The sequence below is a fragment of the Streptomyces sp. NPDC090022 genome (genome assembly GCF_044748145.1).
Lineage (GTDB): Bacteria > Actinomycetota > Actinomycetes > Streptomycetales > Streptomycetaceae > Streptomyces.
Genome location: NZ_JBIVFN010000012.1, coordinates 69,897 through 89,719 on the forward strand (window position 1 = coordinate 69,897; position 19,823 = coordinate 89,719).

Consider the following 19,823-nt stretch of genomic DNA (forward strand, 5'->3'; position numbering starts at 1 on the left):
GGAGACTAGCCGGGCTCGGTGGCGCCCTCCCGACCGGGCACCAGGCCGGCCCGCTGCCGCTCCCAGCCGTCGAGCGCGGTCAGGCAGGCATGGTCGAGATGCCGCAGGCCACTGAGGTCCAGCCGGACGGGCCGGTCCCCCGGCAGGGCGTCGAGGGCGTCCAGCAGCTTGGGCAGCCGCAGGAAGCTGGCGTTGCCCGCCACCCGCACCGCCAGCGTGCCGTCCTCCCACTCCTGGTCGATGTGCACGTGAGAGGTCTCCCAGGCCGCCTTGCCGACCGCCAGGGCCAGCCCGAGGAGCACACCCTCGAAGAGATTGGTGGCCACGATCGCGCCGGCCGTCGCCACCAGCACCACCGCCTCGCCCCGGTGCGTGCGCCACAGGGCGACCACCGCACGGGCGGGCAGCAGCTTCCAGCCCGCGTGCAGCAGCACGCCCGCCAGCGCGGCGAGCGGCACCACCGTCAGCGCCTGCGGCAGGAGCACCGCGAAGAGCAGCAGCCATGCGCCGTGCAGGACGCGGGCCGCCCGGGTCCGTGCCCCGGCCGCGACGTTGGCCGAACTCCGCACGATCACGGCCGTCATGGGCAGCGCGCCGAGCAGCCCGCAGAAGGTGTTGCCGACCCCTTGCGCCACCAGTTCCCGGTCGTAGTCGGTCCGCGGTCCGTCGTGCATCCGGTCCACGGCGGCCGCGCTGAAGAGGGTCTCGGCGGAAGCGATCAGTGCGAGCGCGATCACGGTTCCGATCGCCCCGACCGACATCAGGACGGCGAACCGCTCGCCCGTGGGCGGCGCGATGACGTCCAGTACGCCCGTGACCGTGACCTTCTCCACGGGCAGCCGCAGCAGGACGGCGACGGCGGTGGCGGCCGCCACCCCGACGAGGGCCCCCGGCACGATCCGGACGCGGGCGGGCAGGCGCTGCCAGGCCACCATGACGAGCACGGTCCCCAGCCCCAGCGCCACGGCGGCCCAGTCGGCCCGCGCGGTGAGCCGGACCAGGCCGGCGGCCTTCTCCAGGGTTCCCGCGGGCGCGTCGACGTCACCCACCGCATAGAGCTGCCCGGCGATCAGCACGAGGCCGATTCCGGCCAGCATTCCCTGCACCACGGCGACGGAGATCGCCCGGAACCACCGTCCGAGCCGCAGTACCCCCATGCCCAGCTGCAGCACCCCCGCGGCCAGCACCAGAGCGCCCAGGGCGGGCAGGCCGTACGTCCGCACGGCCTCGTAGACGAGCACGGTGAGCCCGGCCGCGGGCCCGCTGACCTGCAACGAGCTGCCACGGAACCAGCCCGTCACCAGCCCGCCCACCACCCCCGTGACGATCCCCAGCTCGGCCGGCACACCGGAGGCGACGGCCACTCCCACACAGAGCGGGAGGGCGACCAGCGCGACGACGACGGACGCCCCGAAGTCGTCGCGGAACGTGTCGGCCCCAGGCATGCGAGAACCCCCTGCCACGTGGTGATGGATGTCACCCAGCGTGGTGGGCGCATTCCACCCACGCCAAGTGACCACAGGGGGTCCGCGATGGGGCGCGCGCCGCACGCGCGCCGCACGCGATCGGCGAGCGCCGACCTTTTAGCGGTAGTTCACGAACTGGATCGCGAAATCCAGGTCCTTGCCCTTGAGGAGCTGCTGCACGGCCTGCAGGTCGTCACGGCTCTTGGAGCTGACGCGCAGCTCGTCGCCCTGCACCTGGGCCTTGACGCCCTTGGGGCCCTCGTCCCGGATGATCTTGGCGACCTTCTTGGCGTTCTCCTGGGAGATGCCCTCCTGGATCGACGCGAAGATCTTGTACTCCTTGCCGGACAGCTGCGGCTCACCCGCGTCCAGCGCCTTGAGGGAGATCTGGCGCTTGACCAGCTTGGTCTCGAACACGTCGAGGACGGCCTTGACGCGCTCCTCGGAGTTCGCCTCCATGAGGATCTTCTCGCCGGACCAGGCGATCGTGGCCCCGGTGCCCTTGAAGTCGTAGCGCTGCGAGAGCTCCTTGGCGGCCTGGTTGAGGGCGTTGTCGACCTCCTGCCGCTCGACCTTCGAGACGATGTCGAAACTGGAGTCGGCCATGTGCTGTGGCTCCTTGAAGTCGGCTGCGATTGCTGAGGCCAAAGCCTAGCCACCGCACCCGTCCGAAGCGCTGATCAATCCGGTGGCGAAGCATCCCCGAGCATCGGGTATCGTTTACGTCGTTGCCACAGAGCACCGCGGAAACGCGGACCTCGCAGGCGACATCCCATGGCGGTGTGCCCGAGTGGCCAATGGGAGCGGACTGTAAATCCGTCGGCTTAGCCTACCCAGGTTCGAATCCTGGCGCCGCCACGCGAAGAAAGCCCCTCTGATCTGCGGAAACGTAGACCGGAGGGGCTTCCTCGTTCTTTGCGTGCGGAGTGTCGGCCGGCGGGCGCCGGCCCGGTGGGCGGAAACGCACCCGTATGGCCGCCGTGGCGCCGGGGTGGGCGCATCGTGGGTGGGGTCGGATCGTTGATCACGCGTGACATGGACTACTGAGGCGCGCAGGAAGGCCGGCGGCGGGGTACTGCTCGCGCTGATCGGGGCAGGGATCCCGGCGTTGGTCGGGGCGCTGCACGGGAACACCGGAGAGCAGTACAAGGAGACCCGGCTCTATTTCGGGACCCAGAAGGCGCATGGTGGCGAGGTCGGCGAGCGGGACTTCCTGCGCTTCCTCGACCGCGAGGTGACCCCCGCGTTCCCCGAGGGGCTGACGCTCCAGGAGGGGCGCGGGCAGTGGCGGGAGGCCGACGGCGACATCGTGCGCGAGCAGTCGTACGAACTCGTGCTGCTGTACCCGGAGAAGGACGCCGAGGAGCGCGGCGTGCGCATCGAGCGGATCCGCCGGGCTTACATGGACACCTTCGACCAGGACTCCGTCGGGCGGTCGGACGACGAGGTGACGGTGGATTTTTAGGGCTGGAGGTTCGTTCCCCTGTCGGGGTTCCAGGGGCGGGGTTTCGGCGTCGGGGTTCCGGTCGGCGGGTGGGTCAGTTGCCTGCCACGTCCTTGACCGCCACCGGGATCGGGGTCGAGCCCGCGACCAGTTCCAGCGTCAGGCCCGCCGTCGCCGGGGTCTCGACCAGCTCGGCCAGCACCGCCGCCACGTCGTCGCGCGTGACGCTGCCGCGCCCGGTACGGGCCTCCATGCGGACCAGGCCCGTGCCCGGCTCGTCCGTCAGCGCGCCCGGGCGCAGGACCGTCCACTCCAGGCCCAGCCGGGTGCGGACGTACTCGTCCGCCTCGCCCTTGGCGCGGAGGTACACGTCGAAGACCTCGTCGCCCGGGTGGCGGGGGTCCGCGCCCATCGAAGACACCATCAGGAAGCGCCGGACGCGCGCCCGTTCGGCCGCGTCAGCGAAGAGCACCGCCGCACCCCGGTCCACCGTGTCCTTGCGTGCGAGGCCGCTGCCCGGCCCGGCGCCCGCCGCGAACACCGCGACGTCCGCGCCCTGCAGCACGGCGGCCACCTGCTCCAGAGAGGCCGACTCCAGGTCGCACAGGACCGGTTCGGCCCCCGCCTCCCTCAGGTCGTCGCCCTGCCCGAGGTCGCGGATGATGCCCGCGACCTCGTAGCCGCGCACGCTGAGCAGCCGCTCCAGCCGCAGCGCGATCTGACCGTGTCCACCCGCGATGACGATGCGCATGTCCCGACCGTACGACGCCCGGCCCGCTCCCGCCCGGGAACGCTCAGGGACCTGGCTCCATACGGCCCTGCCGGGGCAGGTCGAGGGCCACGGCCACCGCCGAGTCGCAGTACTCGCGCACCGCGCTGGTCCGGGCCACCACCCGGCCCCGGTGGATCACGATCCGGCTGTAGGCCAGCGACAGTACCGCGCTGATCCGGTCGCCGCGCACGGCGAGCAGTTCCGCCGGGAAGCCCGCCTCGACCCGCACCTCCGGCAGCCCCATCGCCTCCCGCGCCGCCGCGCCCACGCACGCGTACGCCTCCGCCGCCCGCAGCCCGCCCTGCGAGGCCAGCAGGTAGGCCGCCTCCAGCGGATCGCCGCGCCCCACCGGGTTCCCGGCGTCCCGCAGCGCACCGGAGCCGGCCGCCACCCGGACGCCGGCCGCGCGCAGCAGCCGTACCGGCGCCGTGCGCAGGCTCCGGCGCTCCAGCGCCGCGCAGTCGCCCTGGGGCAGGCAGGTCACCCGTACGCCGGCGGCGGCGAGCTGGTCGGCGGCCCGGGTCGCGACGTCCAGCGGCAGCCGGGCCAGGCCCCCGCAGGGTCCGATGGTCACCCCGGGCCGCAGTCCGCCGGCCATCGCGGCGAGCCGGGCCAGCCGGGCCGGATCGTCACCGTCGGTGTGCAGATCGACGGGGCAGCCGTGCTCGGCGGCCAGTTCCAGCACGGTCTCCAGGAAGCCGGTGGGGTCGGGGTCCAGGTCGGGGCAGCCGCCGACCACCGCCGCGCCCATCTTCAGCGCGTCCCGCAGCATCGCGAGCCCGTCGGCGCCGGCCACCCCGGTCAGCAGCCGGGGCACGGCGACGGCCGTCAGATCGGTCAGGCCGCGCAGCGAGCGCCGGGCCTGGAGCACCGCCTCCATGGGGCCGAGCCCGTGCACGTCGCCGATGCGGATGTGCGAGCGGACGGCCGTGGCGCCGTGGCCGAGCTGGAGCAGCGCCGCCTCGGTGGCCCTGCGCTGCACCTCGTCGGTCGTGTACGAGACGGGCCCCTCGCCGTCGGCGGTGAGCGCGGTGTCGCCGTGGGCGTGCGGCTCGGCCGGGGCGGGCAGCAGCAGGTAGCCGCTCAGGTCGACGCGGGAGGGGGCGGGGGCCTGGAGGCTGCCGGCGGTGCCGACGGCCTGGATCCGGCCCGCGCTCAGGCGGACGTCGACGGTCCGGCCGTCCGTGAGCCGGGCGCCGGCGAGCAGCAGGGTCGTGGCGTCGGCGGCCGAACCGTGCGCGGCACCGTGTCCGTGTGCGTGACTGTCGGGCATCGCGCTCCCGCGGTGGCTCGGGCGCATCCCGGGCCCTGGCCGCAGCCACGACCCAAGATCACGCAGCGTGCTCAGAGCCTAGGGCGCGTGGCTGCCCGCTTCGCGGAAGAGCGCAATAGTCGTACCGGTGTGGTGCCCGGTCAGGGGAGTGGTCGGGGAGTGGCCGGGGGCGCCTGCTGGGGGGTGCGTCCCGGTCGGGCGGCGCCTGTGGAGGGCCGTTGGGAGGGCCTGCGGCAAAGGATTTGGGCGATCGGCCGGAGGCCGTGTAATGTCTTCCCTGCTCGCCCCAATAGCTCAGTCGGTAGAGCGTCTCCATGGTAAGGAGAAGGTCTACGGTTCGATTCCGTATTGGGGCTCTGGTGAGTGAAGTTCCCCGCTTCCGGGCGGGGAACGGATCACATCAAAGCGGCGTAGCTCAGTCGGTAGAGCAAGCGGCTCATAATCGCTGTGTCACCGGTTCAAGTCCGGTCGCCGCTACACACAGTAGCCGATTGTGGGGTCGGTCTCCCGATCGGCTACTCTTTTATGCGTTCATCCGTCCATCCGTCCGTCAAGGAGCACTCACGTGGCTGCCACCGACGTCCGCCCGAAGATCACGCTGGCCTGCGTGGAGTGCAAGGAGCGGAACTACATCACCAAGAAGAACCGGCGTAACGACCCGGACCGTCTTGAGATGAAGAAGCACTGCCCGCGCTGCAACTCGCACACCGCGCACCGCGAGACCCGCTGACCCTAGCGAGCCTTCGCACCACAGGCACAGTCATGAGGTCGTCCCCTTTGCGGGGGGCGGCCTCATGTCGTTTCCGCAGTTATTACCAGGAGGTAAGTGAGGCATGGCGCTCGACCAGTCCTTCGTGGGGCGGACGTACCCGCCCACCGAGCCGTACGAGGTCGGCCGGGAGAAGATCCGCGAATTCGCGGAGGCGGTGGGCGACGCCAACCCCGCTTACACCGATCCGGACGCCGCCAAGGAGCTCGGCCACTCCGATGTGATCGCCCCTCCGACGTTCGTCTTCGCGATCACGTTCAAGGCCGCGGGTGCCGTCATCGAGGACCCGCAGCTGGGCCTGAACTACGACCGCGTCGTGCATGGCGACCAGAAGTTCGCATACACGCGCCCGGTGCGCGCCGGTGACCGTCTGTCGGTCACCTCGACCATCGAGGCGATCAAGTCGCTCGCGGGGAACGACATCCTGGACATCCGGGGTGAGGTGCACGACGCGACCGGCGAACACGTGGTGACGGCCTGGACCAAGCTCGTGTCCCGCGCCGCCGAGGAGGGCTGAGGGATGACCGCCAGGATCAACTACGCGGACGTCGAGGTCGGCACCGAGCTGCCGGCCCAGTCCTTCCCCGTGACGCGCGACACCCTCGTGCGGTACGCGGGCGCCTCCGGCGACTTCAACCCGATCCACTGGAACGAGAAGTTCGCCAAGGAGGTCGGGCTGCCGGACGTCATCGCGCACGGCATGTTCACCATGGCCGAGGCGATCCGCGTCGTCACCGACTGGACCGGGGACCCGGGCACGGTCGTCGAGTACGGCGTCCGCTTCACGCGGCCCGTCGTGGTGCCGAACGACGGTGTCGGCGCGCTGATCGAGGTCAGCGCCAAGGTCGCCGCCAAGCTCGACGGCAACCGGGTGCGGGTCGACCTGACCGCGGTCAGCGAGGGGCAGAAGGTCCTGGGCATGTCCCGGGCCGTCGTCCAGCTCGGCTGAGGCCGCGAGACCGAGGCCGCGAGACCGAGGCCGCGAGACCGTGAGGGGCATCCGGGGTGAGGGTCGCCGGGTGCCCCTCGTTCGGGCTTGCGTAGTTAGTGATTGAGTACTAACTTGGCCGCATGGTCAGGATGAGTGCGGACGAGCGGCGCGAGAGCGTCATCCGGGCCGCCCTGCGCGAGTTCGCCCAGGGCGGGTACCACGGGACGTCGACCGAGGCGATCGCCAAGCGCGTCGGGGTCTCGCAGCCGTACCTCTTCCGGCTCTTCCCGAACAAGCAGGCCATCTTCCTCGCGGCCGCCGGCCGCTGCATGGAGGAGACGCGCAAGGTGTTCACCTCGGCGGCGGAAGGGCTGCGCGGCCGGGACGCCCGTGAGGCCATGGGGGAGGCGTACAGGCGGCTGATTGCCGAGGATCCGCACATGCTGCAGATGCAGCTCCAGATGTACGTCACCGTCGCCGCCGCCGAGGCGGCCGGCGACCACGAGCTCGGCGAGCTCGTGCGCGCCGGCTGGATGGAGCTGTGGGGCACCGTCGCCGAAGCGCTCGACGGCGCGGAGGACGTCACGGCCTTCATGGCCCAGGGCATGCTCATCAACACGCTCGCCGCCATGGGCTTCCCGCCCGGCCACCGGATCTGGGACGGCCTCTTTCCCGGGGAGTGAGCCGCGCATCGCACGGCATGCATCGCGCGGCCTGTTCCCGTGTGCGTCGCAGGCTGCGCGGTTCTCTGTCCACGCAAGTTAGTCAGCAATAACTAACAGCCTTCAGGGGGAATCGTGAACGAGCAGGACACCGCCATCGCCCAGGACCCGCGGGCCGTCCAGGACACCGGGCTCCGCGGACCCGCCGTCTGGGCCCTGGTCCTCACCTCCGTCGCCGGCTTCATGGCGGCCCTGGACAACCTCGTCGTCACCACCGCCCTCCCCGCCCTGCGCGCCGACCTCGGCGGGAAGCTGGAGGACCTGGAGTGGACGGTGAACGCCTACACCCTCACCTTCGCCGTCCTCCTCATGTTCGGCTCCGCCCTCGGCGACCGCTTCGGCCGCCGCCGGCTCTTCGTCGCCGGCCTCGCCGTCTTCACCGGCGCCTCCGCCGCGGCCGCCCTCTCGCCCGGCATCGACGCCCTGATCGCCGCCCGCGCCGTCCAGGGCGTCGGCGCCGCGGTGATGATGCCGCTCACCCTCACCCTGCTCACCGCCGCCGTCCCGGCCGCCCGCCGCGGCACCGCCCTCGGGATCTACGGCGCCGTCACCGGCCTCGCCGTCGCCAGCGGCCCGCTCATCGGCGGCAGCCTCACCGAGCACATCTCCTGGCAGTGGATCTTCTGGCTGAACGTCCCCATCGGCCTCGCCCTCATCCCGCTCGCCCGGCTGCGCCTCGCCGAGTCCACCGCCCCCGGCGCCCGGCTCGACATCCCCGGCACCCTGCTGATCAGCGGCGGCCTCTTCGGGATCGTCTACGCCCTGGTCAGCGCCCACGGCGACGGCTGGACCAGCCCGACCGTCCTCACCGGCCTGATCGCGGGCGGCGTACTCGTCGGCGGCTTCGTCCTCCACGGCGCGCGCAACGCCGACGCCATGCTCCCCATGCGCCTCTTCCGCAGCCCCGGCTTCTTCGGGATCAACACGGCCGGCCTGCTGATGTTCGTCGGCATGTTCGGCTCGATCTTCCTGCTCAGCCAGTTCCTCCAGGGGGTCGCCGGCTACTCGCCCACCGAGTCCGGCCTGCGCATGCTGCCCTGGACCGCCATGCCGATGGTCGTCGCGCCGCTGGCCGGCATCCTCTCCGACCGGATCGGCGGCCGCCCGGTCGTCGCCACCGGCCTCGCCTTCCAGGCCGTGGGCCTCGCCTGGTTCGCGCTCGTCCTCGACCCCGGCGTGGGATACGCCGCCCAGCTCCCGGCCCTGGTCCTCAGCGGCATCGGCATGGCCCTGTACTTCGCGCCCGCCGCCAACGTCCTCATGTCCACCGTCGCCCCGGCCGACCAGGGCCGGGCCGCCGGCACCAACAGCGCCATGCGCGAGGTCGGCGGGGCCCTCGGCGTCGCGGTCCTGGCCTCGGTCTTCTCCGCGCAGGGCGGCTACGAATCCCCGCAGGCCTTCACCGACGGCACCGTCCCCGCCCTGTGGATCGGCGCCGGCGCGGTCGCCCTGGCGGCCCTGCTCGCCCTGCTGCTGCCGGGCAAGGGCCGGGCGAGCGGGGCCGGCCGCGCACGCCGGACCGGCCGGGCGAACCAGGCCGCCGACGCCACCGCGGCAACCGGAGCCAAGACCTCCGAGCCGGACACGGTCCGTGTCTGAACGGGTACCCGTACCCGTACGTGAGGACGGACCCGCGACCCCACCGAAGGAGCCCCGCCATGCCCGACATCCCCTGGATCAAGCCCACCACGCCCGCACCCCCGCCCGCGCCCGGCGCCGAGGTCTACGTCATGGCCTCGCGCTTCGAGACGGAGACCTTGCTCGGCGCCCTCGGCTTCCTCCTCAGGACGCCCGGCATCGTCCGCCAGATCCGCGCGGCCCCCGGCGCCCGCGGCGCCTGCCTGCGGGCCCGGATCCGCAGCCGGACCTTCCTCACCCTCTCCGCCTGGGAGGACCGCGACGCCCTCTACCGCTTCGCCCGCAGTGAGCCGCATCGCACCAGCTCCCGCGCGGCCGCCGCCCACATGCGCGCCTCGCAGTTCACCTTCTGGACAGCGCCCGCCACCGCCCTCCCGCTCACCTGGGACGAAGCCGAACGCAGGCTCGCCGAGCAGGAGGCGCGCCCCTGACCCCAGGGGCACGGGGGAACGCGCGAGGGACGGCCGGCGGTCCGTGGCCCCGCCGGGAGGCGGGGGCCGCGGACCGTACTCTTGTCCACGTGCAGGAACTCCACGACGCCCCCCTCGCCCCGCTGACCACCTTCCGCCTCGGCGGCCCCGCAGCCCGGCTGATCACCGCGACCACCGACGCCGAGGTCGTCGACGCCGTCCGCGCCGCCGACGCGGCCGGTACGCCGCTGCTGCTCATCGGCGGCGGCAGCAACCTGGTCATCGGCGACAAGGGCTTCGAGGGCACCGCCCTGCGCATCGCCACCCGGGGCTTCGAGCTGCGCGGCACCACCCTGGAGCTCGCCGCCGGCGAGAACTGGTCCGACGCCGTCGCCCGCACCGTCGAGGCGGGCCTCGCGGGCATCGAGTGCCTCGCCGGAATCCCCGGCTCCGCCGGCGCGACGCCGATCCAGAACGTCGGCGCGTACGGCCAGGAGGTCCGCGACACGATCACCGAGGTGGTCGCCTACGACCGCCGCACCGGCGACACGGTCACCCTCACCAACGCCGAGTGCGCGTTCGCGTACCGGCACAGCACCTTCAAGGACCAGCCGGAGCGGTACGTCGTCCTGCGCGTCCGCTTCCAGCTGGAGGACGCCGGCGGCCTGTCGGCGCCGGTCAAGTACCCCGAGACCGCCCGCGCCCTCGGCGTCGAGGCCGGCGACCGGGTCCCGGCCGCCACCGCCCGCGAGACCGTCCTGCGGCTGCGCGCCGGCAAGGGCATGGTGCTGGACCCCGCCGACCACGACACCTGGTCGGCCGGCTCCTTCTTCCAGAACCCGATCCTGACCGACGCCGACTACGCCGCCTTCCTCGTCCGCGCCCAGGACCGGCTCGGCCCCGACGCCACGCCGCCCGCCTACCCGGCCGGCGAGGGCCGTACGAAGACCAGTGCCGCCTGGCTGATCGACAAGGCGGGCTTCACCAAGGGCTACGGCGACGGCCCCGCGCGGATCTCCACCAAGCACACCCTCGCCCTCACCAACCGCGGCGAGGCCACCACCGAGGACCTCCTCGCCCTGGCCCGCGAGGTCGTGGCCGGCGTGCACGCGGCCTTCGGTGTGACGCTCGTCAACGAGCCGGTCACCGTCGGCGTCACCCTCTGAGCGATGCGCTGTCCCCTGCACGGGTCCGGTACGGACCCGTCCCGGCTGGTGGGGCGCACGATCGAGCGGGTTGTCGCGTCCTGGCACGTCAGTGACGGCGAACGCTCCGAGGCACCGCTCGACATCTGGCTGATCGACAGCGACGGCGACTCCACCCTCATCACCACCGGCTCCGACCGGTGCCTGATCGTGGAGTGCGCCGAGCCCGACGAGCCGTACGACATGGGGGAGTGGGGCCACGTCGAGGTCGGCGAGGACCTCGGCGACCACCCCTTCCTGCGGCACATGGGCGACACCGTCGCCACGGTCGAGGAGTTCGCCCACCCCGTGACCGGCCGGATACGGCTGGAGATCGGCTTCGCCGACGGCGACCGGATCCGGGCCGACTGCTGGGCGGGCGACCTGCGCCTCACCCGCTGAGCGGCCGGTACGCCCGCCTCAGCCGTGCAGCCAGTGGTCGATGCCCGCGAGGAGCTTGGCCTGGTCCTCCGGGGGCGCCGCGGAGCCCCGTACGGACTGGCGGGCGAGCTCGGCCAGCTCGGCGTCGGTGAACCCGTGGTGGCGGCGGGCGATCTCGTACTGCGCCGCGAGGCGGGAGCCGAACAGCAGCGGGTCGTCGGCGCCCAGCGCCATCGGGACGCCCGCGTCGAACAGGGTGCGCAGCGGCACGTCCTCGGGGCGCTCGTAGACGCCGAGCGCGACGTTCGACGCCGGGCAGACCTCACAGGTGATCCCGCGCTCGGCCAGCCGCCGCAGCAGCCGCGGGTCCTCCGCGGCACGTACGCCGTGCCCGATGCGCGAGGCGTGCAGGTCGTCGAGGCAGTCGCGGACGGAGGCCGGCCCGGTGAGCTCGCCGCCGTGCGGCGCGGCCAGCAGACCGCCCTCGCGGGCGATGGCGAAGGCCCGGTCGAAGTCCCGGGCCAGGCCGCGGCGCTCGTCGTTGGAGAGCCCGAAACCGACGATGCCGCGGTCGGCGTAGCGGACGGCGAGGCGGGCGAGGGTACGGGCGTCGAGCGGGTGCTTCATGCGGTTGGCGGCGATCAGCACGCGGATGCCGAGACCGGTGTCCCGGGAGGCGGACTCCACGGCGTCGAGGATGATCTCGACGGCCGGGATCAGCCCGCCGAGCAGCGGGGCGTACGAGGTGGGGTCGACCTGGATCTCCAGCCAGCCGCTGCCGTCGCGGACGTCCTCCTCGGCGGCCTCGCGGACCAGACGGCGGATGTCGTCGGGCTCGCGCAGGCAGCTGCGGGCGGCGTCGTAGAGGCGCTGGAAGCGGAACCAGCCGCGCTCGTCGGTGGCGCGCAGCTTGGGCGGCTCACCGGCGGTGAGGGCGTCAGGAAGGCGGACGCCGTACTTGTCGGCGAGCTCCAGCAGCGTGGCGGGGCGCATGGACCCGGTGAAGTGCAGGTGGAGATGGGCCTTCGGGAGAAGCGTGAGGTCGCGTACGTGCTCCATCGGTTGATCCTGCCGCATCCGTCACTCGATTGGCAGCCGGATTGCCTGAACGGGGGCTTGCCCGTACGGAAATCCGAGGGGAGCGGGAGACGCGGGGAGGAGCGGAAAACAGTCGGGGGCGGCACCCGAACGGGTACCGCCCCCACCGCGCGCGCGGGTTACGCCTTGGCCTCCGCCAGGAGGTTCTGGATGCGGGTGACGCCCTCGACCAGGTCCTCGTCGCCCAGGGCGTACGACAGGCGCAGGTAGCCGGGGGTGCCGAAGGCCTCGCCCGGGACGACCGCGACCTCGGCCTCGTCCAGGATCAGCGCGGCCAGCTCGACGGAGCTCTGCGGGCGCTTGCCGCGGATCTCCTTGCCCAGGAGCTCCTTGACCGAGGGGTACGCGTAGAACGCGCCCTCCGGCGTCGGGCAGAAGACGCCGTCGATCTCGTTGAGCATCTTCACCATGGTCTGGCGCCGGCGGTCGAAGGCCTTGCGCATCTCCGCGACCGCGTCCAGGTCGCCCGAGACGGCGGCCAGCGCGGCGACCTGGGCCACGTTGGAGACGTTGGAGGTGGCGTGCGACTGGAGGTTGGTCGCGGCCTTGATCACGTCCTGCGGGGCGATGACCCAGCCCACGCGCCAGCCGGTCATCGCGTACGTCTTGGCCACGCCGTTGACGACGATGCACTTGTCGCGCAGGGCCGGGACCAGGACCGGCAGCGAGGTGAACGTCGCGTCGCCGTAGACCAGGTGCTCGTAGATCTCGTCCGTCAGGACCCACAGGCCGTGCTCCGCGGCCCACTCGCCGATCGCGCGGGCGTCGGCCTCGCTGTAGACCGCGCCGGTCGGGTTGGACGGGGAGACGAACAGGACGACCTTGGTGCGCTCGGTGCGGGCGGCCTCCAGCTGCTCGACGGACACGCGGTAGCCGGTGGTCTCGTCGGCGACGACCTCGACCGGGACACCGCCCGCGAGCCGGATCGACTCCGGGTAGGTGGTCCAGTACGGGGCCGGGACGATGACCTCGTCACCCGGGTCCAGGACGGCGGCGAACGCCTCGTAGATCGCCTGCTTGCCGCCGTTGGTCACCAGGACCTGCGACGCGTCGACCTCGTAGCCCGAGTCGCGCAGCGTCTTCGCGGCGATGGCCTTCTTGAGCTCGGGCAGGCCGCCCGCCGGCGTGTAGCGGTGGAACTTCGGGTCGCGGCAGGCCGCGACCGCCGCCTCGACGATGTAGTCCGGGGTCGGGAAGTCGGGCTCGCCCGCGCCGAAGCCGATCACCGGGCGCCCGGCGGCCTTGAGGGCCTTGGCCTTGGCGTCCACGGCGAGCGTGGCGGACTCGGAAATGGCGCCGATACGGGCGGACACCCGGCGCTCGGAGGAAGGCGTTGCAGAGGTCATGCCGCCAATCGTCCCAGACCGTGCGGGACGTCGGGGCACCGTTCCAGGGACCGGACGGCGCTCGTCCGGATCATTCCTGTTCGACGTCACGCTCCGGAACACGTACACTCACCTGTCGTTGGACCTCACCAGCCGCTCCACATGGCGGGCACTTAGTGCACCCGCCCGGATGCGGTAGGTTGGGGGACGCAAAGGGTCGTAGCTCAATTGGTAGAGCACTGGTCTCCAAAACCAGCGGTTGGGGGTTCGAGTCCCTCCGGCCCTGCTCCACACTCCTTCGCCGGATGTGTGCGCAGGTACGTACTTCGATGCACCGCCGTGCGGCTCAACCGGGCGCGGCACGGCCATGACCCGGATTCAGGTGAGAGACGTGACGGACGCCCTGGGCTCCATCGACATGCCTGACGCCGAGGACGAGACCCGCGAGAAGAAGACCCGCAAGGGCGGCAAGCGCGGCAAGAAGGGCCCCTTCGGCCGTCTCGCGCTGTTTTACCGCCAGGTCGTGGCGGAGCTGCGCAAGGTCGTCTGGCCGACTCGCAGTCAGCTGACGACGTACACCACCGTGGTGATTGTCTTCGTGCTCGTCATGATCGGTCTGGTTACCGTGATTGACTATGGGTTCCAGGAAGCCATCAAGTTCGTCTTCGGCTGATCCCCGCGGAGGGCGGCGCCTTGATGGGTGCCGCCCGTTTTCGCATGTTCCACCACCTTTTGTATCCAGGAAGAAGCAGCCACCGTGTCTGACCCGAACCTGAACGTGAGCCACGACTCCGTCGAGTCCGTCGAGGACGAGCTCGGCATCGTCGAGGCGGCGGACGCTGTGGACCCTGACGAGGCCGGGATCGCCGACGCCGACGAGGCCGGCACCCCCGCCGAGGAAGCCGCGCTGCACGTCGAGGACGAGGCCGACGAGGATGACGCCGACGCCGACGACGAGGCCGTGGCGGACGAGGACGTCGTCGCCGAGGCCGAGGAGGCTCCGGAGGAGCCCGCCGAGCCCGTCGACCCGATCCAGGCCCTGCGCGACGAGCTGCGCCTGCTCCCCGGCGAGTGGTACGTGATCCACACCTACGCCGGCTACGAGAAGCGCGTGAAGGCGAACCTCGAGCAGCGCGCCGTCTCGCTGAACGTCGAGGAGTTCATCTACCAGGCCGAGGTGCCCGAGGAAGAGATCGTCCAGATCAAGAACGGCGAGCGCAAGAACGTCCGGCAGAACAAGCTGCCCGGCTACGTGCTCGTCCGCATGGATCTGACGAACGAGTCCTGGGGCGTCGTCCGCAACACCCCCGGTGTCACCGGCTTCGTGGGCAACGCGTACGACCCGTACCCGCTGACCCTGGACGAGATCGTCAAGATGCTCGCCCCGGAGGCCAAGGAGAAGGCCGAGAAGGCCGCCGCCGAGGCCGCCGGTCTGCCGGCGCCCGCCGTCAAGCGCACCATCGAGGTCCTGGACTTCGAGGTCGGCGACTCGGTCACCGTCACCGACGGCCCGTTCGCGACGCTGCAGGCGACCATCAACGAGATCAACCCCGACTCGAAGAAGGTCAAGGGCCTCGTCGAGATCTTCGGCCGCGAGACCCCGGTCGAGCTCAGCTTCGACCAGATCCAGAAGAACTGATCCAGATCTTCTAGACCTACAGTTTCCGAGCAGGTCAGACCGCCCTCGCGGGCGGTCTGACCTGCTCGGTTTTCAGCCCCGCACCCATACCCGCTATCGTGGTGCGGTATGCCTCCATCCGGATGACCGGTTGGCGGCTGGAAAACTCTCACTAGGACCCGGAGAGAGCAATGCCTCCCAAGAAGAAGAAGGTCACGGGGCTTATCAAGCTCCAGATCAATGCCGGTGCGGCCAACCCGGCCCCGCCGGTCGGCCCCGCGCTGGGTCAGCACGGCGTCAACATCATGGAGTTCTGCAAGGCCTACAACGCCGCGACCGAGTCGCAGCGTGGCATGGTCGTGCCGGTGGAGATCACGGTCTACGAGGACCGTTCCTTCACCTTCGTGACCAAGACTCCGCCGGCCGCGAAGCTGATCCTCAAGGCCGCAGGTGTGGACAAGGGCTCCGGCGAGCCGCACAAGACCAAGGTTGCCAAGCTCACCGGCGACCAGGTCCGCGAGATCGCCACCCTGAAGATGCCCGACCTGAACGCCAACGACCTCGACGCCGCGTCGAAGATCATCGCTGGCACCGCCCGTTCCATGGGCATCACGGTCGAGGGCTGATCAGCCCCGTCATCCGGTGGTAGCCGGAGAACCGGTTACCGCTTTCAGTGGTAGGACCACGCGCTGGTCCGCACCACGACTCCACACCTGAAGCACGTAACACAGGAGCAGAAGTGAAGCGCAGCAAGAACCTCCGCGCTGCGGACGCCAAGGTCGACCGGGAGAAGCTGTACGCCCCGCTCGAGGCCGTCCGTCTCGCCAAGGAGACCTCCACCACCAAGTTCGACGCCACCGTCGAGGTTGCCTTCCGCCTGGGTGTCGACCCGCGCAAGGCCGACCAGATGGTCCGCGGCACCGTGAACCTTCCGCACGGCACCGGCAAGACCGCCCGGGTCCTGGTCTTCGCGACCGGTGACCGTGCTGCGGCCGCGGAGGCCGCCGGCGCCGACATCGTCGGCAACGACGAGCTGATCGACGAGATCGCCAAGGGCAACCGCCTGAACGAGTTCGACGCGGTCGTCGCCACCCCGGACCTCATGGGCAAGGTCGGCCGCCTCGGCCGCGTGCTCGGTCCCCGTGGCCTGATGCCCAACCCGAAGACGGGCACCGTCACCATGGACGTGGCGAAGGCTGTCACGGACATCAAGGGCGGCAAGATCGAGTTCCGCGTCGACAAGCACTCGAACCTGCACTTCATCATCGGCAAGGTTTCCTTCTCCGACGAGAAGCTGGTCGAGAACTACGGCGCGGCCCTGGACGAGATCCTTCGTCTGAAGCCGTCCGCCGCCAAGGGCCGGTACATCAAGAAGGCCGCCATCACCACCACGATGGGCCCCGGTATCGCGCTCGACTCGAACCGCACCCGGAACCTCCTCGTCGAGGAGGACCCGGCCGCGGTCTGAGCCCCACCGGCTCACTGAGTGGCTGAACGGGCCCTCACCCCTTCCCGGGGTGGGGGCCCGTTCCCGTTCCCGTTCCCGTTTCCCTTCCCGTTTCCGTACGTACCCCTCACACCCTGCCCGACAGGAACAAATGTGCGCAGGACACCTGTCCCGCGTAAGGTCGTCCAAGACCAACGATCAAGGGGGGCTCAGTCATGAGCACGCAGAACCGGAGCAAGACCGTCGGCACCGTCCTGGCCGCCGTACTCCTCGCGGGCGGGGCCACGGCGTGTGAGGACGGCAAGAAGGCCGAGGGCGGCAAGGCCGCCGGTACGGGCGCCTCCGCGGCGCCCTCGCAGGGCGCCGCGCCCAAGGGCGGGGCGGCCCAGGCCACCCCCGCCGCCTTCCTGGAGCAGGTCCGCAAGGGCTCCGAGGAGATCACCTCGCTGCGCTACTCGATGAGCGGCCAGTCCGAGGGCCAGGCCATGACGGGCGAGGCGGCCATGCGCAGCAAGCCCGATCTCGCCATCCGCATGAAGATGGCCGACCCGGCCACGCCCACCGAGCAGGCCGAGATCGTCGTGCTCGACGGCGCGATGTACATCGGCTCCGACGGCAAGTACCTCAAGTTCGACCTCAAGGCGCTGGGGGCCGACCCGAACGCCGCCAGGAAGCTGGACTCCGCCGGGGGCGGCTCCAAGGACGGCGAGAACCCGGGCGACCGCGCGAACGAGCTGCTCGCGGCCCAGGACCTCAAGACGGTCGGCGAGGAGACCATCGACGGGGTCAAGACCACGCACGTGACCGGCACCGTCACCCTGGAGCAGATGCGCGCCTCGCTGGCCACGGCCACCCCGGCGGCCCGCGAGCGCCAGGAGCGCCAGATCACCAAGCTGGAGGCCCAGGGCATCAAGAGCCTGGCCATGGACATGTGGATCGACGAGACCCACCACACCAAGCAGGTCCGCACCCGCGGCACCGCCAACAAGGGTCCGCTCGACATGACCATCAAGTTCCTCGACTACAACAAGCCGGTCGAGATCACCGCGCCGCCGGCCGACCAGGTCGTCGACCTCGCGGAAATGATGAAGGAAGGCGGCGCCGGGGCCTGATCGGCCCGGCCGCACACGACGTTCCACCTATGGGGGAGAAGTACATGCACCAGGCTGTCTGGACGCGAGCCGGGGCCGCCGTCATCGGCGCCACCCTGCTCGTGGGCGGCCTCACGGCCTGCTCCGGCGACAAGGCCGGCGCGGGCAAGGCGGACGGGGGCGGCCAGGCATCGGCCGCCGCCGAGAAGCCCTCGGAGGCCGTCAAGGCCTCCTACCTGAAGACCGTCGGGGCGAAGTTCGCCAAGGCGGAGATCTCGACCACCGAGCCGGACGGCAAGGTCGTGACGCAGTCGGGCACCAAGGGGTGGTACCCCTCCAGCCACGACCTGGTCCTCAAGAGCGCCGGGAAGCCGGACTCCCGCTCGGTCATGATCTCCGACCTGGTCTGGACCCAGATGGAGAAGCCGGTCGGCGGCAAGCCCTGGATGAAGATGGACCTGTCCAGCGGCGGCAAGCCCGGCGTCCGGCTGAACGAGGACCCGGCCGAGTACCTGGCGATGCTGCTGGACCAGGACAACCTCGGCCACGTCGGCACCGAGAAGACCGACGGCGTGGAGGCCGAGCACTACCGGGGCTCCTACACGCTGGACGAGCTGCTCAAGGCCGACCAGGTGAGCAAGGTCATGCCGGACGACCGGCGCAAGGCCCTCCAGGCCGCGCTGGAGAAGGCCCAGGTCAAGACGTACGGCTTCGACGTGTGGATCGGCAAGGACGGCTACCCCGTCCGCGTCGACACGGCCCTGACCGACGAGAAGGGCACCGCGAAGACCACGGCGAAGTTCAGCGGGTTCGGTGCGACGCCGGCCGTCCAGGCCCCGCCGGCGGACCAGGTGGCCGACTTCGACGAGGTCATGAAGGGCCTCGGCGGCTGACGGCGACCGGCCCCGGCCGACCGATTTGCTCGGCCGGGGCCGGTTCGCGTACGCTTCCCCGGAAGCCAAAGACCGCTGGTCGTTGCTGTGCCCCCTCGGGCGCGGTGGCCGAAGGATCCGTTGACGACGGACGACCCGCGCAGGTGTTAGTGGAAAGCTCCTGGATCTCACCATCCGGTCGAGCTACGCCCCGTGCGCCTGCGCCGGGGCGTTTCGTTTGTTCAGCCCCTTCTGAGCGGTCCTCATCACCCGGAAGGAGGCGAACGCACCATGCCGACGCCCAACAAGGCTGCATCGGTGGCCGAGCTCAAGGACGCGTTCCAGAGCTCCAACGCCGCCGTGCTGACCGAGTACCGGGGTCTCACCGTCGCGCAGCTCAAGACGCTGCGTCGCTCCCTCGGTGAGAACGCCCAGTACGCCGTGGTGAAGAACACGCTGACCAAGATCGCGGCCAATGAGGCCGGGATCACCGCGCTGGACGAGCACTTCGCTGGTCCGACCGCGGTCGCCTTCATCACCGGTGACCCGGTGGAGTCGGCGAAGGCTCTGCGTGACTTCGCCAAGGAGAACCCGAACCTCATCATCAAGGCCGGTGTCCTTGACGGTAAGGCTCTCTCCGCCGACGACATCAAGAAGCTTGCGGACCTCGAGTCCCGCGAGGTTCTGCTCAGCAAGCTGGCCGGCGCGTTCAAGGGCAAGCAGTCCCAGGCTGCCTCGCTCTTCCAGGCGCTGCCGTCGAAGTTCGTCCGCACCGCGGAAGCGCTTCGCGTCAAGCTCGCCGAGCAGGGCGGTGCCGAGTAATTCGGCTCGCGCATTGATCCGCGCCGCCTAGTGCGCGGGTCGCAGCGGGCCGTTACGCCCGCCTCTCTATACATCCGGCACCTGCCGAATTAGTGGAAGGATCGCCCATCATGGCGAAGCTCTCTCAGGAAGACCTCCTCGCCCAGTTCGAGGAGATGACCCTCATCGAGCTCTCCGAGTTCGTGAAGGCCTTCGAGGAGAAGTTCGACGTCACCGCCGCCGCGGCCGTCGCCGTTGCCGGCCCCGCCGCGGGTGGCGCTGCTGCCGAGCCCGAGGAGGAGAAGGACGAGTTCGACGTCATCCTCACCGGCGCCGGCGACAAGAAGATCCAGGTCATCAAGGTCGTGCGCGAGCTGACCTCCCTGGGTCTGAAGGAGGCCAAGGACCTCGTCGACGGCACCCCGAAGCCGGTCCTCGAGAAGGTCAACAAGGAGGCCGCTGAGAAGGCCGCCGAGTCCCTCAAGGCTGCCGGTGCGGCCGTCGAGGTCAAGTAACACCTCCGAGGCCGCCTGACGGCCTCTGACGAAGGGCGATCACCCGTAAGGGTGGTCGCCCTTCGG

General features: G+C 70.9%; 23 protein-coding genes and 4 tRNA genes. 21 read left to right on the top strand and 6 right to left on the bottom strand.

The genetic code is table 11. The features are described from left to right. Positions 1–5: 5 nt before the first annotated feature. Both ACIPXB_RS21595 and ACIPXB_RS21600 read right to left on the bottom strand, forming a co-directional pair. Positions 6–1,445 carry a SulP family inorganic anion transporter gene (locus ACIPXB_RS21595; RefSeq protein ID WP_401452285.1) on the bottom strand — a complete coding sequence of 480 codons (1,440 nt, stop codon included), beginning with the start codon at positions 1,443–1,445 and terminating at the stop codon, positions 6–8. 138 nt (positions 1,446–1,583) lie between these two features. Continuing rightward, complete coding sequence (locus ACIPXB_RS21600; RefSeq protein WP_401452287.1) at positions 1,584–2,072, bottom strand: YajQ family cyclic di-GMP-binding protein; 489 nt, start codon at positions 2,070–2,072, stop codon at positions 1,584–1,586. A gap of 170 nt (positions 2,073–2,242) precedes the next feature. On the opposite strand from ACIPXB_RS21600, the gene ACIPXB_RS21605 reads away from it, so the two are divergent. Both ACIPXB_RS21605 and ACIPXB_RS21610 read left to right on the top strand, forming a co-directional pair. Then, a tRNA-Tyr gene (locus ACIPXB_RS21605) sits at positions 2,243–2,324 on the top strand. Between the two features lie 172 nt (positions 2,325–2,496). Then, complete coding sequence (locus tag ACIPXB_RS21610) at positions 2,497–2,931, top strand: DUF3574 domain-containing protein (protein WP_401452289.1); 435 nt, start codon at positions 2,497–2,499, stop codon at positions 2,929–2,931. A gap of 73 nt (positions 2,932–3,004) precedes the next feature. Here the strand turns inward: ACIPXB_RS21610 and ACIPXB_RS21615 are convergent, their stop codons facing one another. After that, entirely contained in the window at positions 3,005–3,661 is a 657-nt protein-coding gene (locus tag ACIPXB_RS21615) for an SDR family oxidoreductase (RefSeq protein ID WP_401452291.1), read from the bottom strand. A 43-nt stretch (positions 3,662–3,704) separates the two neighbouring features. Next, positions 3,705–4,955 (bottom strand): amidohydrolase family protein, encoded by a 1,251-nt coding sequence (locus tag ACIPXB_RS21620; RefSeq protein ID WP_401452293.1) that lies wholly within the window; start codon positions 4,953–4,955, stop codon positions 3,705–3,707. Between the two features lie 283 nt (positions 4,956–5,238). Here ACIPXB_RS21620 and ACIPXB_RS21625 point away from each other — a divergent pair. The 10 genes from ACIPXB_RS21625 to ACIPXB_RS21670 all read left to right on the top strand — a co-directional run bounded on the left by ACIPXB_RS21625 (position 5,239) and on the right by ACIPXB_RS21670 (position 11,011). Further along, positions 5,239–5,311, top strand: a tRNA-Thr gene (locus tag ACIPXB_RS21625). Between the two features lie 48 nt (positions 5,312–5,359). After that, a tRNA-Met gene (locus ACIPXB_RS21630) sits at positions 5,360–5,432 on the top strand. Between the two features lie 88 nt (positions 5,433–5,520). Then, positions 5,521–5,685 (top strand): 50S ribosomal protein L33, encoded by a 165-nt coding sequence (rpmG, locus tag ACIPXB_RS21635; protein WP_006604855.1) that lies wholly within the window; start codon positions 5,521–5,523, stop codon positions 5,683–5,685. Positions 5,686–5,788: 103 nt separating this feature from the next. Beyond that, a complete protein-coding gene (locus tag ACIPXB_RS21640; RefSeq protein WP_401452295.1) occupies positions 5,789–6,241 on the top strand; it encodes a MaoC family dehydratase N-terminal domain-containing protein in 453 nt (150 codons plus the stop codon). A 3-nt stretch (positions 6,242–6,244) separates the two neighbouring features. Further along, positions 6,245–6,673 (top strand): MaoC family dehydratase, encoded by a 429-nt coding sequence (locus tag ACIPXB_RS21645; RefSeq protein ID WP_401452297.1) that lies wholly within the window; start codon positions 6,245–6,247, stop codon positions 6,671–6,673. A 122-nt stretch (positions 6,674–6,795) separates the two neighbouring features. Further along, on the top strand, positions 6,796–7,338 hold the full coding sequence (locus ACIPXB_RS21650) for a TetR/AcrR family transcriptional regulator (protein ID WP_401452299.1): 543 nt from the start codon (positions 6,796–6,798) through the stop codon (positions 7,336–7,338). Positions 7,339–7,452: 114 nt separating this feature from the next. Then, positions 7,453–8,976 carry an MFS transporter gene (locus ACIPXB_RS21655; protein WP_401452301.1) on the top strand — a complete coding sequence of 508 codons (1,524 nt, stop codon included), beginning with the start codon at positions 7,453–7,455 and terminating at the stop codon, positions 8,974–8,976. Positions 8,977–9,035: 59 nt separating this feature from the next. Beyond that, entirely contained in the window at positions 9,036–9,446 is a 411-nt protein-coding gene (locus tag ACIPXB_RS21660; RefSeq protein WP_401452303.1) for a DUF3291 domain-containing protein, read from the top strand. Between the two features lie 89 nt (positions 9,447–9,535). Next, positions 9,536–10,591, top strand: a complete 1,056-nt coding sequence (locus tag ACIPXB_RS21665; RefSeq protein WP_401452305.1) for a UDP-N-acetylmuramate dehydrogenase — start codon at positions 9,536–9,538, stop codon at positions 10,589–10,591. Between the two features lie 3 nt (positions 10,592–10,594). Further along, positions 10,595–11,011: a hypothetical protein gene (locus tag ACIPXB_RS21670; RefSeq protein ID WP_401452307.1), complete on the top strand. Its 417-nt coding sequence runs from the start codon at positions 10,595–10,597 to the stop codon at positions 11,009–11,011. Positions 11,012–11,029: 18 nt separating this feature from the next. Here ACIPXB_RS21670 and ACIPXB_RS21675 read toward each other — a convergent pair whose 3' ends face one another. Together ACIPXB_RS21675 and ACIPXB_RS21680 are read right to left on the bottom strand one after the other, a co-directional pair. Beyond that, a complete protein-coding gene (locus ACIPXB_RS21675; protein ID WP_401452309.1) occupies positions 11,030–12,049 on the bottom strand; it encodes an adenosine deaminase in 1,020 nt (339 codons plus the stop codon). A 158-nt stretch (positions 12,050–12,207) separates the two neighbouring features. Next, complete coding sequence (locus ACIPXB_RS21680) at positions 12,208–13,434, bottom strand: pyridoxal phosphate-dependent aminotransferase (protein WP_401452311.1); 1,227 nt, start codon at positions 13,432–13,434, stop codon at positions 12,208–12,210. Between the two features lie 192 nt (positions 13,435–13,626). Between ACIPXB_RS21680 and ACIPXB_RS21685 the strand changes: the two genes are divergently transcribed. The 9 genes from ACIPXB_RS21685 to rplL all read left to right on the top strand — a co-directional run bounded on the left by ACIPXB_RS21685 (position 13,627) and on the right by rplL (position 19,757). Further along, positions 13,627–13,699 (top strand) — tRNA-Trp (locus ACIPXB_RS21685). A 105-nt stretch (positions 13,700–13,804) separates the two neighbouring features. Next, a complete protein-coding gene (gene secE, locus ACIPXB_RS21690) occupies positions 13,805–14,086 on the top strand; it encodes a preprotein translocase subunit SecE (protein ID WP_401452313.1) in 282 nt (93 codons plus the stop codon). An 84-nt stretch (positions 14,087–14,170) separates the two neighbouring features. Continuing rightward, positions 14,171–15,052 carry a transcription termination/antitermination protein NusG gene (gene nusG, locus ACIPXB_RS21695; RefSeq protein WP_401452315.1) on the top strand — a complete coding sequence of 294 codons (882 nt, stop codon included), beginning with the start codon at positions 14,171–14,173 and terminating at the stop codon, positions 15,050–15,052. Between the two features lie 170 nt (positions 15,053–15,222). Beyond that, positions 15,223–15,657, top strand: a complete 435-nt coding sequence (gene rplK / locus ACIPXB_RS21700) for a 50S ribosomal protein L11 (RefSeq protein ID WP_401452317.1) — start codon at positions 15,223–15,225, stop codon at positions 15,655–15,657. A 113-nt stretch (positions 15,658–15,770) separates the two neighbouring features. Next, on the top strand, positions 15,771–16,499 hold the full coding sequence (gene rplA / locus ACIPXB_RS21705) for a 50S ribosomal protein L1 (RefSeq protein ID WP_401452319.1): 729 nt from the start codon (positions 15,771–15,773) through the stop codon (positions 16,497–16,499). Positions 16,500–16,693: 194 nt separating this feature from the next. Then, entirely contained in the window at positions 16,694–17,590 is an 897-nt protein-coding gene (locus ACIPXB_RS21710) for an LppX_LprAFG lipoprotein (protein ID WP_401452321.1), read from the top strand. 44 nt (positions 17,591–17,634) lie between these two features. Then, on the top strand, positions 17,635–18,462 hold the full coding sequence (locus ACIPXB_RS21715; RefSeq protein WP_401452323.1) for a hypothetical protein: 828 nt from the start codon (positions 17,635–17,637) through the stop codon (positions 18,460–18,462). Positions 18,463–18,732: 270 nt separating this feature from the next. Continuing rightward, the gene (gene rplJ / locus ACIPXB_RS21720; protein WP_401452325.1) at positions 18,733–19,263 is read left to right on the top strand and encodes a 50S ribosomal protein L10; all 531 of its coding nucleotides are present in this window, start codon (positions 18,733–18,735) and stop codon (positions 19,261–19,263) included. A gap of 110 nt (positions 19,264–19,373) precedes the next feature. After that, positions 19,374–19,757 carry a 50S ribosomal protein L7/L12 gene (gene rplL / locus ACIPXB_RS21725; RefSeq protein WP_401452327.1) on the top strand — a complete coding sequence of 128 codons (384 nt, stop codon included), beginning with the start codon at positions 19,374–19,376 and terminating at the stop codon, positions 19,755–19,757. Positions 19,758–19,823 lie beyond the last annotated feature (66 nt).

Bases quoted from the DNA above. Each gene is read 5' to 3' on its own strand.
- ACIPXB_RS21680 (WP_401452311.1), bottom strand. From the start codon at position 13,434: ATGACCTCTGCAACGCCTTCCTCCGAGCGCCGGGTGTCCGCCCGTATC.
- ACIPXB_RS21600 (WP_401452287.1), bottom strand. From the start codon at position 2,072: ATGGCCGACTCCAGTTTCGACATCGTCTCGAAGGTCGAGCGGCAGGAG.
- ACIPXB_RS21650 (WP_401452299.1), top strand. From the start codon at position 6,796: ATGGTCAGGATGAGTGCGGACGAGCGGCGCGAGAGCGTCATCCGGGCC.
- ACIPXB_RS21620 (WP_401452293.1), bottom strand. From the start codon at position 4,955: ATGCCCGACAGTCACGCACACGGACACGGTGCCGCGCACGGTTCGGCC.
- ACIPXB_RS21660 (WP_401452303.1), top strand. From the start codon at position 9,036: ATGCCCGACATCCCCTGGATCAAGCCCACCACGCCCGCACCCCCGCCC.
- ACIPXB_RS21670 (WP_401452307.1), top strand. From the start codon at position 10,595: ATGCGCTGTCCCCTGCACGGGTCCGGTACGGACCCGTCCCGGCTGGTG.
- ACIPXB_RS21640 (WP_401452295.1), top strand. From the start codon at position 5,789: ATGGCGCTCGACCAGTCCTTCGTGGGGCGGACGTACCCGCCCACCGAG.
- rplL (WP_401452327.1), top strand. From the start codon at position 19,374: ATGGCGAAGCTCTCTCAGGAAGACCTCCTCGCCCAGTTCGAGGAGATG.
- rplJ (WP_401452325.1), top strand. From the start codon at position 18,733: ATGCCGACGCCCAACAAGGCTGCATCGGTGGCCGAGCTCAAGGACGCG.
- ACIPXB_RS21615 (WP_401452291.1), bottom strand. From the start codon at position 3,661: ATGCGCATCGTCATCGCGGGTGGACACGGTCAGATCGCGCTGCGGCTG.
- ACIPXB_RS21710 (WP_401452321.1), top strand. From the start codon at position 16,694: ATGAGCACGCAGAACCGGAGCAAGACCGTCGGCACCGTCCTGGCCGCC.
- ACIPXB_RS21675 (WP_401452309.1), bottom strand. From the start codon at position 12,049: ATGGAGCACGTACGCGACCTCACGCTTCTCCCGAAGGCCCATCTCCAC.
- ACIPXB_RS21645 (WP_401452297.1), top strand. From the start codon at position 6,245: ATGACCGCCAGGATCAACTACGCGGACGTCGAGGTCGGCACCGAGCTG.
- ACIPXB_RS21595 (WP_401452285.1), bottom strand. From the start codon at position 1,445: ATGCCTGGGGCCGACACGTTCCGCGACGACTTCGGGGCGTCCGTCGTC.
- rplK (WP_401452317.1), top strand. From the start codon at position 15,223: ATGCCTCCCAAGAAGAAGAAGGTCACGGGGCTTATCAAGCTCCAGATC.
- ACIPXB_RS21715 (WP_401452323.1), top strand. From the start codon at position 17,635: ATGCACCAGGCTGTCTGGACGCGAGCCGGGGCCGCCGTCATCGGCGCC.